This is a genomic window from Bacillus sp. R86525, assembly GCF_042466195.1.
Lineage (GTDB): Bacteria > Bacillota > Bacilli > Bacillales > Bacillaceae_G > Bacillus_A > Bacillus_A nitratireducens.
Genome location: NZ_JAXHPX010000007.1, coordinates 3,032,861 through 3,045,349, shown reverse-complemented (window position 1 = coordinate 3,045,349; position 12,489 = coordinate 3,032,861). Strand labels below are relative to the sequence as shown.

At 31.2% G+C, this 12,489-nt stretch carries 16 protein-coding genes; 11 read left to right on the top strand and 5 right to left on the bottom strand.

Annotated features, from left to right (window positions below):
• Positions 1–202 precede the first annotated feature (202 nt).
• From SJY24_RS18225 to SJY24_RS18215, 3 genes are all read left to right on the top strand, one after another.
• Positions 203–727 carry a GNAT family N-acetyltransferase gene (locus SJY24_RS18225; protein ID WP_377865718.1) on the top strand — a complete coding sequence of 175 codons (525 nt, stop codon included), beginning with the start codon at positions 203–205 and terminating at the stop codon, positions 725–727.
• Positions 728–764: 37 nt separating this feature from the next.
• Positions 765–1,709, top strand: a complete 945-nt coding sequence (locus SJY24_RS18220; protein ID WP_377865717.1) for a GNAT family N-acetyltransferase — start codon at positions 765–767, stop codon at positions 1,707–1,709.
• 152 nt (positions 1,710–1,861) lie between these two features.
• Complete coding sequence (locus SJY24_RS18215) at positions 1,862–2,371, top strand: GNAT family N-acetyltransferase (RefSeq protein WP_377865716.1); 510 nt, start codon at positions 1,862–1,864, stop codon at positions 2,369–2,371.
• Between the two features lie 42 nt (positions 2,372–2,413).
• On the opposite strand, the gene SJY24_RS18210 is transcribed toward SJY24_RS18215, so the two are convergent.
• Positions 2,414–3,301, bottom strand: a complete 888-nt coding sequence (locus SJY24_RS18210; RefSeq protein ID WP_377865715.1) for a DMT family transporter — start codon at positions 3,299–3,301, stop codon at positions 2,414–2,416.
• A gap of 171 nt (positions 3,302–3,472) precedes the next feature.
• Here SJY24_RS18210 and SJY24_RS18205 point away from each other — a divergent pair, with 171 nt between their 5' ends.
• From SJY24_RS18205 to SJY24_RS18185, 5 genes are all read left to right on the top strand, one after another.
• The gene (locus tag SJY24_RS18205; RefSeq protein ID WP_377865714.1) at positions 3,473–4,033 is read left to right on the top strand and encodes a helix-turn-helix domain-containing protein; all 561 of its coding nucleotides are present in this window, start codon (positions 3,473–3,475) and stop codon (positions 4,031–4,033) included.
• 33 nt (positions 4,034–4,066) lie between these two features.
• Positions 4,067–5,014: a hypothetical protein gene (locus tag SJY24_RS18200; protein WP_377865713.1), complete on the top strand. Its 948-nt coding sequence runs from the start codon at positions 4,067–4,069 to the stop codon at positions 5,012–5,014.
• A gap of 165 nt (positions 5,015–5,179) precedes the next feature.
• On the top strand, positions 5,180–5,329 hold the full coding sequence (locus SJY24_RS18195; protein WP_000424364.1) for an aspartyl-phosphate phosphatase Spo0E family protein: 150 nt from the start codon (positions 5,180–5,182) through the stop codon (positions 5,327–5,329).
• A 114-nt stretch (positions 5,330–5,443) separates the two neighbouring features.
• Positions 5,444–6,172 (top strand): alpha/beta fold hydrolase, encoded by a 729-nt coding sequence (locus SJY24_RS18190; protein ID WP_377865712.1) that lies wholly within the window; start codon positions 5,444–5,446, stop codon positions 6,170–6,172.
• Positions 6,173–6,232: 60 nt separating this feature from the next.
• Positions 6,233–7,633 (top strand): protoporphyrinogen oxidase, encoded by a 1,401-nt coding sequence (locus SJY24_RS18185; protein WP_377865711.1) that lies wholly within the window; start codon positions 6,233–6,235, stop codon positions 7,631–7,633.
• Between the two features lie 66 nt (positions 7,634–7,699).
• On the opposite strand, the gene SJY24_RS18180 is transcribed toward SJY24_RS18185, so the two are convergent.
• A complete protein-coding gene (locus SJY24_RS18180; protein ID WP_377865710.1) occupies positions 7,700–8,248 on the bottom strand; it encodes a hypothetical protein in 549 nt (182 codons plus the stop codon).
• Positions 8,249–8,479: 231 nt separating this feature from the next.
• On the opposite strand from SJY24_RS18180, the gene SJY24_RS18175 reads away from it, so the two are divergent.
• Entirely contained in the window at positions 8,480–9,031 is a 552-nt protein-coding gene (locus SJY24_RS18175; protein ID WP_377865709.1) for a GNAT family N-acetyltransferase, read from the top strand.
• Between the two features lie 41 nt (positions 9,032–9,072).
• Here the strand turns inward: SJY24_RS18175 and SJY24_RS18170 are convergent, their stop codons facing one another.
• Together SJY24_RS18170 and cspD are read right to left on the bottom strand one after the other, a co-directional pair.
• On the bottom strand, positions 9,073–9,258 hold the full coding sequence (locus SJY24_RS18170; RefSeq protein ID WP_000286203.1) for a cold-shock protein: 186 nt from the start codon (positions 9,256–9,258) through the stop codon (positions 9,073–9,075).
• A gap of 86 nt (positions 9,259–9,344) precedes the next feature.
• Positions 9,345–9,548 carry a cold-shock protein CspD gene (gene cspD, locus SJY24_RS18165; RefSeq protein WP_002012849.1) on the bottom strand — a complete coding sequence of 68 codons (204 nt, stop codon included), beginning with the start codon at positions 9,546–9,548 and terminating at the stop codon, positions 9,345–9,347.
• A gap of 384 nt (positions 9,549–9,932) precedes the next feature.
• On the opposite strand from cspD, the gene SJY24_RS18160 reads away from it, so the two are divergent.
• Both SJY24_RS18160 and SJY24_RS18155 read left to right on the top strand, forming a co-directional pair.
• A complete protein-coding gene (locus tag SJY24_RS18160) occupies positions 9,933–10,829 on the top strand; it encodes a CPBP family intramembrane glutamic endopeptidase (protein WP_377865708.1) in 897 nt (298 codons plus the stop codon).
• Positions 10,830–10,846: 17 nt separating this feature from the next.
• Positions 10,847–11,488, top strand: coding sequence for a chloramphenicol acetyltransferase (locus SJY24_RS18155; RefSeq protein WP_377867272.1), 642 nt, complete (start codon positions 10,847–10,849; stop codon positions 11,486–11,488).
• Between the two features lie 36 nt (positions 11,489–11,524).
• Here the strand turns inward: SJY24_RS18155 and SJY24_RS18150 are convergent, their stop codons facing one another.
• Positions 11,525–12,286: an arginase family protein gene (locus SJY24_RS18150; protein WP_377865707.1), complete on the bottom strand. Its 762-nt coding sequence runs from the start codon at positions 12,284–12,286 to the stop codon at positions 11,525–11,527.
• Positions 12,287–12,489: the final 203 nt, after the last annotated feature.

Here is a 12,489-nt window from a genome sequence, read left to right as displayed (position 1 = left end):
AATTGAAAATGAATAAGCGTTAAAATAAAAAGAAGAGAACATATGTATATTACATGTTTTCTTCTTTTTATTCATTCATACTAAGTAACAGTGGAAAATATAGGGTGATTTGTAGTTTAATAGTAAAGAGAGTGATTGATTCTAATTTTCTTTATTTTATAATTATTTAAGGGTTCAAATGTTTTAATAGGGGGAAGGTAAAGTGAAATTCATACGTATTGAAAAAGATGAAATCCTAATTAATAATATGGCAAAATTGTATTGTAAAGCATTTGAGAAAACAAATTTTACTGAAATGATTGAGAGAATGAAAAGACATATAAAATATGCAGATTTTAAAGGTATAGTAGCAATAAATGATGAAAATGAAGTAGTTGGTTTTACTTATGGTTATCGCTCAATGGGGGGACAGTACTATAATCAATTAATGAGAGAAGCATTACATCTGGAGCAAGTAGATCAGTGGCTGCAAGATTGTTTTGAATTTGTAGAGTTAGCAGTTCACCCACAATATCAAAATGAAGGTCTTGGAATGAAATTACATAATGAATTATTAGAAGGGATTTCAAATAGAACGAGTATTTTAACAACACAAATAAACAATGGAAAAGCGCGTTCTTTATATAAAAGATTGGATTGGGTGGATGTATTAGAGCCATTTCACCCAAGTAAAAGTGATGTTCCATATGTAATAATGGGAAAAATATTAAAGACAAAAGTAAATTAATAACTATATCGTTCACAAAAGTTATCGGTTTATAACAATGAAGGGGAAAACAAAAATGACGATAATAACTATAGATAAAGCTACAATTTTAGATGCTGGAAAGTTAACAGAAATAATGACAAGAACATTTGATGAAGAAACAAAACGATGGCTATGCGATCAAGGTGATGTAATTGACTATAACATCCAACCACCAGGCTATTCTTCAGTTGAAATGATGAAATATTCAATCGAAGAATTAGATTCTTACAAAGTGATAATGGATGAAAAAATAATTGGGGGAATTATAGTTACGATCTCTGGTAAGTCGTACGGTCGGATTGATCGTATTTTTGTAGATCCTGTTTATCAAGGAAAAGGAATTGGATCATATGTTATTAAATTAATAGAAGAGGAATATCCGAACATAAGGATTTGGGATCTCGAAACATCCAGTAGACAAATTAATAATCATCATTTTTATAAAAAAATGGGCTATGAAATAATTTTTAAATCTGAAGATGAGTATTGCTATGTAAAAAGAAAAAATGTAGATGCAGCTGGAGAGAACCTAATTAAAAATAAAGATATGAAAAATGGTCAATACGAAAACTGTAATTTGGTTAATACAGAATATTATCAAGTAAATTTAAAAAATAGTGCATTTGTTGGTAGTAATATAATGCATATGAATATGAGTAATTGTAATGTAAGTCAATCAAAGTTTAGAAATATAAATTTTAGAAGGTCCTCATATGCAGATTTAAATCTTTCTAGTAGTAAATTTAATTTGGTGACATTAGGTGGAGTGCAATTCCAAAATACAAGTCTTGGAGATGAGAAGGAACCTATTTCATTTGAAAACTGTGATTTGGAAGGTAGTACAATACATAATAGTAACCTGAAAAATATTGAAATAGTAAATTGTGATATAACTGGTATGAAAATAAATGGTATTCCAATAGAAAATTTGCTTGAGTTATATAATAAGGTGAAAATTTAAAGCATATCGGTTGTTAGGATAAGATGTTTGGAAAATAAGTGTTATACCGAAATAGTTATGTAAAAATAACATAAAGAAATACATGTGAAAAAGGATTTAATGTAGGGTTCCAGAATGATAATATATTGGTATTTACATGGAGGGGGACGAATATGGGAATCAACATACGAGCAGTAGAAATACAAGATGCTAGAGCAATTCATCGTATATGTATACAGGATGAGGTTTTACCTTATATGGTTTTCTTACCTAGTATGCGTGTAGATGCTATGGAAAATAGAATTCGGAACCTAGCACCAAATCAATTTGAATTTGTTGCAGAGTATGACGGGGAAGTAGTAGGTTTTATTGGCTTAACACAAAGTCCGGGACGAAGATCTCATTCAGGCGATTTATTTATTGGGGTAGACAGTGAATATCATAATAAAGGTATTGGCAAAGCACTTCTTACAAAAATGCTTGATTTAGCTGATAATTGGTTAATGTTAGAGAGAGTAGAACTTGGTGTTTTAGAAACGAATCCGAAAGCAAAAGATCTATATGAAAAATTCGGGTTTGTAGTAGAAGGGGTAAAGATAGGGAATTTGAAGGCTCACGGAAAGTTTATAAATGAAATTATGATGAGTCGTTTTAGACCTGATGGTTTAATTGTACATAATTAATATGTAAAAGCATGACAAATCAATGTCATGCTTTTTTAATTGTTATTTGCGATTCGGTAGTTTCGGTTGTAATAAAAATAATGCTAATCCAATGAAAATAATTGAAATTCCTAGTGCTTGTTGTAAAGTAATGGTTTCACTCAAAATAAAATAGGCTAGAACACAAGTACCAATTGTTTCACCTAAAATACTCATCGAAATAACAGTAGCACTCATCCATTTTAATAACCAATTGAATATCGTTTGTCCTAAAATCGTTGCAATGAAAGCTAATCCAATAAAGGACAACCAAGTTTGTGTAGCATAATGAATGAAAGATTGTTGCTGCATACAAGCAAATATACCGAGAAAGCATGCACTACTTCCATAACTAATTACCGAATATGGTATAAGGGATAAATCTTTACGAATGTGTTGACTAATGAAAAAGTAAGCTGTAATAATTCCGGCCGCCATACATGCTAAAATATCTCCGTATAAAGCGTCGCCACTAATTTGGAAATCTTGCCAACCAATGACGATACTTCCTGAAATGGCAATGAGGCAACCGATAACCGCTCCTTTCGTAAATCTCTCTTTAAATAAAAAGTAACCACCAATCATTGAAAATAAAGGTTGTAACGTTACGATAACTGTAGAACTTGCTACGGAAGTATATTGTAAGGATTCAAACCATAGTACATAATGTGCAGCTAAAAATAGCCCGGATAGAAATCCGAATCTCCATTGTTTTTTCAATAATGTTTTTAGTTCGTTTCGATTCCTTTTATTAAATAGTAATAACGGTAACAGAATTACTGTAGCAAATAATAATCGATAAAAAGCAATGATTGCTGCAGGAGCATCTGCCAATTTCACAAAAATTGCTGAAGTTGATAAGGCGAATACACCGAAAAATAAGATGAAATATGAAAGAATAGGTGATTTCAAATTCTGTCCCTCCGATAGAATGTTTATTATAATAAACTTAATAAGATATAATGTACAAAGGTAAGTATATAAGACCCTGAGACGATAGGAAAGGGTTAGTTTCCTTTGTTTAGTATGTCAGCACAAAGGCAACGAAACATGCAATATGATGGACGAAAGGAAGTTTTTACTATGATACATGATAGACTCGGACAAACTGTATTAAGTTATCGTAAGAAAAATAAGATGACAATTCGTGAATTTGCTGATTATACAGGGATTAGTACTTCACTAATTAGTCAAATTGAACGAGGATATGCGAATCCTTCTTTAAGTGTATTGGAATTAATTGCGAAAGCATTAAATGTACCGCTATTTACACTTTTTATTAATGAGATTGATACAGATTCACTCATTTCTAAGAAAAAAGATCGAAAAAAAGTATATCGGGAAAATAATGATCACATTGTATATGATGTATTAACACCGGATTTTATGAAAGCGCGTATTGAAATGTTGATGATGGATTTAAATAAAAAAGCAAACACAACGGAAAGTCATTATTCACATGAAGATAAGGAAGAGATTGCGGTTGTCATGAAAGGGGAAGTGTATGTGGAATTAGAAGGAAAAGAATATTTTTTAGAAGAAGGTGATGTTGTGCGTATCCCACCAAACGTGAAGCATCGATTTTTGAATAAAAGTGATGAATCGAATCACATTTTATTTGTATTAACGCCATCTTTAGGATGAGTATAAAGTGAGCTTTATAATGGGGGATAGAAAATGGAAGATAAAAGTGTTTTAAAAGGCGGCCTTTCAATTATTTCTCAATGCAAAAAACAAACAAATGATATTTGGCATGCACATTACGGGGCAGCTGCAATTGCTAGTTATTTTTTCATGAAAGATAATAATATTGAAAAAGAGATAGCTCGTAATATGCATTCCCATACAAAAATGATGCTGAACAAGCAAAACTTAGATGAAATCATCGATAGTAAAGAAGAAATTGATTTTCAAAGTGCCGAAAAAATGATAATAAAATCATTGGAAAATACAATTGATGAACTTCATTGGGTGGGGCATAACGTTATTTATGCGGCATTAAGTTTATTAGCTATGAAAGAACTACAAAAATGGGGCGATAATCAAGCAATAGAAGGGGTAACGGACCTTATATTATCATTTCAAAAAACAATTCCCGGTAGATCGTGGATTGGTTTTACGACGAAGGAAGTAAAACAATTAAGTATAAAAGATGAGATACAAAGTGAATTAAGAAATCCAAAACAATTATCTAAGTTTATTTTAAATGAACTATCGGAGTTTAAGATTATTTATAGAGCAGAATCACATCATGATTTAATTGGCCATATGCTTACTTTTTCCCACGCAATTAATATAATGTATGATTTAGGATATAAAGATATATTTCAAAGAGGAATACGTCCACTTTTAAAACTAGTATACGTACTGCGTGCTAGTAAAAAGCTCGTGCTGAATACTGAAATAAATCTACATTCACCTATAGATCATTTACCTTTGATTGAATCTAAACGTGCTAACGTATTACCAACGGAAAATCAATTTTGGCTAAAAGACTATAGTGAATTTGATTGGGATTTTGGGCATGTTTTCAAATTTTCATATAGTTATTTTGATCATATAAAGAGAACTCCGGAATATAAAGATATAACATTAGAGAAATTCCGATTTGTTATTAATACGTAATGAAGTCAATGATCTGTATAAAGGGGCTAAATCTAAAATTTCTTTGTTGATAGTATATTATTTTTATATTTGTAAGATTTTACATGCGTATTTTACTTTTACTTATTATGTAAGTAGGCTATACTAAAATACATATATTTTGAAATTGGAGCGAATATAGACGACATGGAATTAGTGAAGTTAGAAAAAGTAATTGAATTGAAAAAAGAAGAATTATTGAATCTAGTCTCAAATTATGGACTTCAACATGAAAAAGTAATAGAGCTCAGCCAAGAAATTGACAAATTAATAAACTGGTTTATGTTTTTAAAATAGAAAGAACTATGACGTGAGTTGAATATGTTATAGTTCTTTTTTATTTGGTAATTTAAAAATATATTCGATATACTATTAGTAAATGGAATATTCAGTTTTAAAGGAGAGGGATAAATGATACTACATACGCATATTTCAGGCGAAGGGGAACCAATTGTGCTTTTACATTCTGGTGGTATGACAGGTTTAGTAGAGTTTGAAGAACAGGTAGAATTTTTTACAGAAAAGCATTTTAAAGTAATTCGTCCTGATTTAAGAGGACATGGCGAATCAGGAGGTACATTAGATAATTATTTTCTTTGCTCTGCTGATGATTTAAATGATACGCTAGAACATTTGCGAATCAATAGTTGTCATATAGCGGGTGTTTCACTAGGGGGATTAGCCGCTTTATTATTTGCAAAAAAATATCCAGATAAAGTGAGGACATTAACCTTCTCAGGTGTTTTTCCAGTTAAGCGAGATAATTGGGAAGAGTCGCAGGAGTATGAAGCAAAGTGTCATCAACAGTTGATGGAAAATGAAGAAGTTGTAACTTATATGAATCAAGTTCATGTGAAAAGTGACTGGAAAGGATTGCTTGAATCGTGGCAAGTTAAGGATTGGTACCCATTTCATGAAACGGGTGATGTAGCTAATCTTCAAATACCTACACTGTGTATTGTCGGGGGAGATTCAGAAGATGAAGTTACCGCCGCTACAACTTTTAAACAATTAAACAATAATATACATATTGCCGTTATTCCGTTTGCAAATCATTTAGTGCATAATGATCAGCCAAAAATATATTCATATATATTGTCTAATTTCTTACAGAATGCGCAAGCTGCTAGTCGAATATGAGGGATTTTGGGTATAATAAAATAGGATTTATTAATTGTATCGGTTAGGAGCGCAGCAAATATGAAAACAGTCGTTGTCATCGGTGGAGGTATTACTGGACTTTCTACTATGTTTTATTTAGAAAAATTAAAGAAGGATTATAATATAGATATGAATTTAATCCTTATTGAGAAAGAAGAGTATTTAGGTGGTAAAATCCACAGTGTGGAAGAAAATAATTTTATTATGGAATCTGGAGCAGATTCTATCGTTGTTCGTAATGAACATGTTTTGCCGTTTGTAAAAGATTTGAATTTAGAAAATGAAATGGTATATAACGAAACAGGTATTTCATACATATACTCTGATAACATATTACATCCAATTCCTGCTGACACTATATTTGGGATTCCTATGAGTGTTGAATCATTATTTAGCAGTACACTAGTCTCAAAAAAAGGGAAAATCGTTGCTTTAAAAGATTTTATTACAAAAAATAAAGAGTTTACAAAGGATACATCACTTGCTGTATTTTTAGAAAGCTTTTTGGGGAAAGAGTTAGTGGATAGACAAATTGCGCCTGTACTTTCAGGTGTATATTCTGGTAAATTGAATGAGCTTACTATGGCATCTACATTACCGTATTTAGTGGATTATAAAAATAAATACGGAAGTATTATTAAAGGTTTTGAAGAGAATAAAAAACAATTTCAATCAGCAGGAAATAAAAAATTTATATCATTTAAAAGTGGACTATCTACAATTATTAATCGCTTAGAAGAAGTGCTAACTGAGACTGTCATTAAAAAAGGTGTTGTAACGACTGCTGTAAGTAAAAAAGGTGATCAATATGAGATTTCTTTTGCAAATCATGAGACAATACAAGCTGATTCTGTCGTTTTAGCGGCTCCGCATGATATCGCACAAACTTTATTACAGTCTAATGAGTTAAACGAGAATTTTAATAAATTTAAAAATTCATCGCTTATAAGTATTTACTTAGGTTTTGACATACTAGATGAACAACTACCGACTGACGGAACAGGTTTTATCGTAACGGAAAACAGTGATTTACATTGTGATGCTTGCACATGGACAAGCAGGAAGTGGAAACATACATCGGGTAAACAAAAGCTATTAGTAAGAATGTTTTATAAGAGCACTAATCCAGTATATGAAACGATCAAAAGTTATAGTGAAGAGGAATTGGTACGAGTAGCTTTATATGATATTGAAAAGAGCCTTGGAATTCAAGGTGAACCAGAAGTAATTGAAGTTACAAATTGGAAAGATTTAATGCCGAAATATCATTTAGAACATAATCAAGCGGTTCAATCATTAAATGAAAAATTGACGGCTCTTTATCCAAATGTATACTTAGCTGGAGCTTCATATTACGGTGTCGGAATTGGAGCTTGTATTGGAAACGGAAAGAATACTGCCAATGAAATAATTGCGACATTGAATGAACAATCAAAATAATAATATTGAATACATATGTAAATAAAAATGTCCCTCCAACATAATGGAGGGACATTTTATTTGTAGTTACTGCACATTAATTGAAATCTTTTTATAATTGGCTTTATTATTTTTAATAGTTAATGTTATTTCTCCAGATTCTTTAAAGGAGTACGGTGAGAGTTGATAAAGTTCTTTAATATTATGTTCTTCTTGTAATTTATTTGTAGGTATTATTGTTATATTAGGTTTCCATGTTTCCTGTTTTCCTGAAGGGTAGGCTACTACTATTTCTGGATTACTTAATTGTATTGTTTCCCAAGAGGCAAAATACAGTTCAACTTCTGCATCTTTTTTTAGTAATTCTTCTGAGAAATAACCCAATTCACCAACATTACCGAAAACAGGAAAATTTTGATTTTGCAATTCAATATCTAAATATTTAGGTTGATATGTCGCTGCGTGATAAATTCCGTATGAAAGAGAGAGTGTGGCAGCCATTAATATACCAACTGAAAATGTCTTAAAGCTATTTCCTTTAAAACTAGTCATCATGAATGAGTTTGGTGTGAATTTTTTTGCGAATAAAAAAATGAGTAAAATGAGCAAGAGGGATAAGCCAATGAAAATATACATAAAGTTTAAGCACCTCCGTAAGAAGTATTTACTGTTTTTTCTATATTTTAACATGAGATGGTATTAATTAGGGGTGGTTTTTAGAGGGGAATTAATAAATACAACGAAGTTATATATTATTAAGAGGATAAACATCGCTAGAAATATTTGATTTGTGGGACATTAAGGACTTTCCTAATTATAAATACTTTTTCTGCTATAATAAATGAGTAGAGAGAAAGGAGTGATCCTATGGCATTTCCTATGTTAGAAACAGAACGCTTGCGCTTAGTTGAAATAGAACAATCTTATTGTCAAAAAATATATGAAATATTCTCATTAGATGAGGTAACGTGTTATTACGGTATGAATTCTTTTACTGAGTTTGGACAAGCTTCACGTATGATTGAATCTTTTTCGAAAAATTACTTTGAGAAAAAGGCGATACGTTGGGGGATTGTATTAAAAGAAACAAATACTTTAGTAGGAACAATTGGATTAAATAATTTACAACTTTGGAGTAAACGATCTGAGATTGGATATGATTTACATCCTCGTTATTGGGGGAATGGTTATGCTTCAGAAGCTGCTCGAGAAATTATTACTTATGGATTTCGAGATTTAGGTTTATTTAGAATTGGAGCTATTACATATCCTGAAAATATAACTTCGTGTAATATGTTATCTAAATTAGGTTTTCAAAAGGAAGGACTGTTACGCGGATACATTCATCAAGGAAATAAACAACACGATGCATTAATGTATTCTGTTGTGCGAACAGATGTAGGGGATAATCATTATTAATAAAAAGCCCCTCTTAATAAAATAAGAGGGGCATGTAAAAATTAACCTAACTTAGGTAATAAACGTTCTCCGCTTTTCATGCTACTTTTACATAAAGGGCATTTAGGCTCTTCTTCAAATGAAAAGTTCTTTCTCATCCATCCTAAACAATCCTCTGATTCACATTCCCAAACAGGTGTTTGTTCTGGTGGTACTTCTGCTACATCGTTCTTTCGATTGCGATACATGTAACCACTCCTTTTATGTAAAAATTTTGAGTTATATATTAAAAAGGTTGTTAACCGAGCTGGTAACAACCTTTTTATTGTTTGAATTATAGCTTTACAACGTTTTTAGCTTGAGGTCCACGGTTACCGTCTTCAACTTCGAAGCTAACTTCTTGACCTTCGTCAAGAGATTTGAAACCGTCGCCAGTGATAGCTGAGAAGTGAACGAATACGTCGCTACCGTCTGCAACTTCGATGAAACCGAAACCTTTTTCGCTGTTAAACCATTTTACTTTGCCTGTTAATGTCATGGTAATGCCTCCTAAAATTTAAAAAGATTACAATATGATCGGCCTTATTTGAATGAAAATAAAAGTTCACATATTATCAAAAACCCATAAGGAGTACGAAATGGTCCAGATTGATACTTGATAATATGCAAAGAAAATATATTGTTAAATTGACCTTAATTACTATCTTACAACAAATGGTGTGAAATAGCAAGTGCTGGTAATACCAGCGAAAGATTTGGGTGATACTGGTAAAAGGCACGAAGACATCTCTTTTATTTATATATTATTCCTAATCTGAATTTATTCCAAACAGAAATCATTTATATTAAAAAGTATTATTAAGGGAAACGATATATATATTTTAAGAATACAGATGATCACAATAATAAGGAGGATAGAATATTGCTAAATAAACAATTTAAAATAATTGAAGCAGCAAAAGAAGGGAGAAGAAAAGTTCATCCTGTTTTCGCTGTTATACTTGCTATTGTATTTTTGACTTTAGGTGAATTATTTATGTTATTTATGCTGTTTTTACCGAAAACAGAAACAACCTTTATGAAGGCAATTTATAGTAATATTGAGATGATATTAACGTTTGGCGGGGCTATATTTTTTGTGTTTTTATGGATTAAATTTGTAGAGAAAAGGTCATTTTCATCTATTGGTTTTTGGAAAGAGAAATGGATGAGAAAGTATTTGAGAGGTGCATTAATAGGGTTTATTTTCATTTCGATACCAGTAATTTCACTCGTATTAGCAGGAAATGTAAAACTACAAATGCAAGAAATTACGATGACAGCTATATTTGGTATTGTAGGGTCTTTAGTTGCATTTTTAATACAAGGGGCAACGGAAGAAATTGTTGTACGAGGTTGGTTATTCCCAGTTCTCTCTGTTAGAAGCCGTATATGGATTGGGATTGTTGTGACTTCTTTTTTATTTGGTTTTCTTCACTTACTTAATCCAGGTATTACAATTCTTTCGATATCGAATATAATATTAGTTGGTGTATTTGCAGCTTTTTACGTATTAAAGGACAGTAGTCTTTGGGGGATATGCGCATGGCATTCGTTGTGGAATTGGGCACAGTTTAATATTTATGGTTTTGCAGTTAGTGGAATGGAAATGTATTCTACACCACTTTTTAAACCTGTAACAAAAGGATCGGAAGTCCTTCATGGGGGCTCGTTCGGTATTGAGGGGAGTATCATTACAACAATAATGCTTTCTATCGCTTCAATTGTTTTATGGAGACAGTTATGGGGAAAAAATGCGAAGCAAAGAGATTTAAGTTAATGAAAGTGGGAGAAACTATGGGGATTATAGCGTTTGAGGGAGCGAGTGCTGTTGGTAAGAGTAGCACATGTCGTGAACTAGAAAAAAATTATGGTGCATACATTATACCTGAAGTGAATTTTTTATTCGAAAGACCGAAAAATGAACATAGAACATGGTATTTTGAAAAACAAGTAGAGCGCTGGAAAATAGCAATGCAGAAGTCAGAGCAATATGAATTAGTAATACTTGATGGTGATATTTATCAGCCACTTAGTTATAATTGGTGTTTCCATTTTGAAATATTTAATCAACCATTATCTTTAATAGAAAACTTTTATAAAGAAAAACTGATACATAAGGAAATTGGTTTTCCCGATCAATATTTTTATTTATATACGAATGATGAAGAACTTAGAAAACGGAAAGAATCTGACGAGACGAGAAAAAGAAGAAATTTTGAAAAACATTTACATATATCAAAATCACTTCAACGTTATTACGAAAATTTAAATACTGTTACAGACGGGTACTGTAAAATGATTGACGCGGAAAGTGTAAAATCGAATGAATTAGAAATTGTGAAAAGTTTAAACAGTTTAAATGTGTGTGAAGAGAGACGTTTTGATGTTTCGAGATTAGATGCTATTACGGAGTGGTTAAAAGAGAATCGTGCATAAAAACAACGAGTGCCTTATAAGACACTCGTTGTTTTTTTATGTATTATATATTGATTTTAAAATTTGCAAGTTTGCTTTTTCATTTTTTTTAATAGCATTTGTATATTTAGCTAGAAAGAGCTGAGACGGATAAACCGGTAGTTCACCACAAATATCAATACCATAGACATTTTTATTCCTAATAAGAGAATGAATACATTTTAAAAGTGTAGAGAGTTTCATATGTCCTTGATCCCAATTTGTAATAGTTACTTTTGAATCTAAAACATCTTTATCAATGCTTACATATATAGTATCTGTATGAATATGCGAAAGTATTGTATGTGCAGAAACTTCATTAGATGTATTTATCGGGAACACTTCTACGCATGAATAATCATTAGAATGAATTGTTAAAGAAGAAGGTCCAATAATAATGACTTTCTTTAATTTCGGGTTGTTTTGAAGAGCGAATGATACCCATGACCCGCAAGAAATAAGAGTATGATCATTTTTTTCTTTTAAGTTCATGTCAGTGTGATGATCAAATAAAATAAGGCTAAATGGTTCATCTATTTCTTTTAGTAGCAAATAAGTTACATAATGATAATTTCCAGAACCGATAAAGGTGATTCCTTTTTGTTTTCTACGATATAACTCCCGTTTAATACGCATTAAAGAAGGAGTCTCGCAATACAGGTTTGAGTGCTCTAAATGACTAAAATCAATATCTTCATGTGAATAAGAATGAAGTTTATTTTGTAATAAATATGTATCATCAAAGTTTAAAAAAGTTAAACCGCTATACAATAAACTCATATTTATTCATCTCCTTTATATTTAGGCTAGCATATATTTTTATGAATTTAAAACGAAATGCTTAGAGTTGGATTTGCATTTGAAAAAGACTGCGATTTTTAACAGAATAATCTTTCAATTTATAAAGAAAAGAAATACAATATAAGGAAATGCATATATGATTCAGGGAATAGAAAATATGTAATAAACGAAAATGAATTCCC

What these genes read in the sequence shown, in the direction of transcription:
- SJY24_RS18220 (WP_377865717.1), top strand. Translation starts at nt 765, where the DNA reads ATGAAGGGGAAAACAAAAATGACGATAATAACTATAGATAAAGCTACA.
- SJY24_RS18215 (WP_377865716.1), top strand. Translation starts at nt 1,862, where the DNA reads ATGGGAATCAACATACGAGCAGTAGAAATACAAGATGCTAGAGCAATT.
- SJY24_RS18205 (WP_377865714.1), top strand. Translation starts at nt 3,473, where the DNA reads ATGATACATGATAGACTCGGACAAACTGTATTAAGTTATCGTAAGAAA.
- SJY24_RS18200 (WP_377865713.1), top strand. Translation starts at nt 4,067, where the DNA reads ATGGAAGATAAAAGTGTTTTAAAAGGCGGCCTTTCAATTATTTCTCAA.
- SJY24_RS18195 (WP_000424364.1), top strand. Translation starts at nt 5,180, where the DNA reads ATGGAATTAGTGAAGTTAGAAAAAGTAATTGAATTGAAAAAAGAAGAA.
- SJY24_RS18190 (WP_377865712.1), top strand. Translation starts at nt 5,444, where the DNA reads ATGATACTACATACGCATATTTCAGGCGAAGGGGAACCAATTGTGCTT.
- SJY24_RS18185 (WP_377865711.1), top strand. Translation starts at nt 6,233, where the DNA reads ATGAAAACAGTCGTTGTCATCGGTGGAGGTATTACTGGACTTTCTACT.
- SJY24_RS18180 (WP_377865710.1), bottom strand. Translation starts at nt 8,248, where the DNA reads ATGTATATTTTCATTGGCTTATCCCTCTTGCTCATTTTACTCATTTTT.
- SJY24_RS18175 (WP_377865709.1), top strand. Translation starts at nt 8,480, where the DNA reads ATGGCATTTCCTATGTTAGAAACAGAACGCTTGCGCTTAGTTGAAATA.
- SJY24_RS18170 (WP_000286203.1), bottom strand. Translation starts at nt 9,258, where the DNA reads ATGTATCGCAATCGAAAGAACGATGTAGCAGAAGTACCACCAGAACAA.
- cspD (WP_002012849.1), bottom strand. Translation starts at nt 9,548, where the DNA reads ATGACATTAACAGGCAAAGTAAAATGGTTTAACAGCGAAAAAGGTTTC.
- SJY24_RS18155 (WP_377867272.1), top strand. Translation starts at nt 10,847, where the DNA reads ATGGGGATTATAGCGTTTGAGGGAGCGAGTGCTGTTGGTAAGAGTAGC.
- SJY24_RS18150 (WP_377865707.1), bottom strand. Translation starts at nt 12,286, where the DNA reads ATGAGTTTATTGTATAGCGGTTTAACTTTTTTAAACTTTGATGATACA.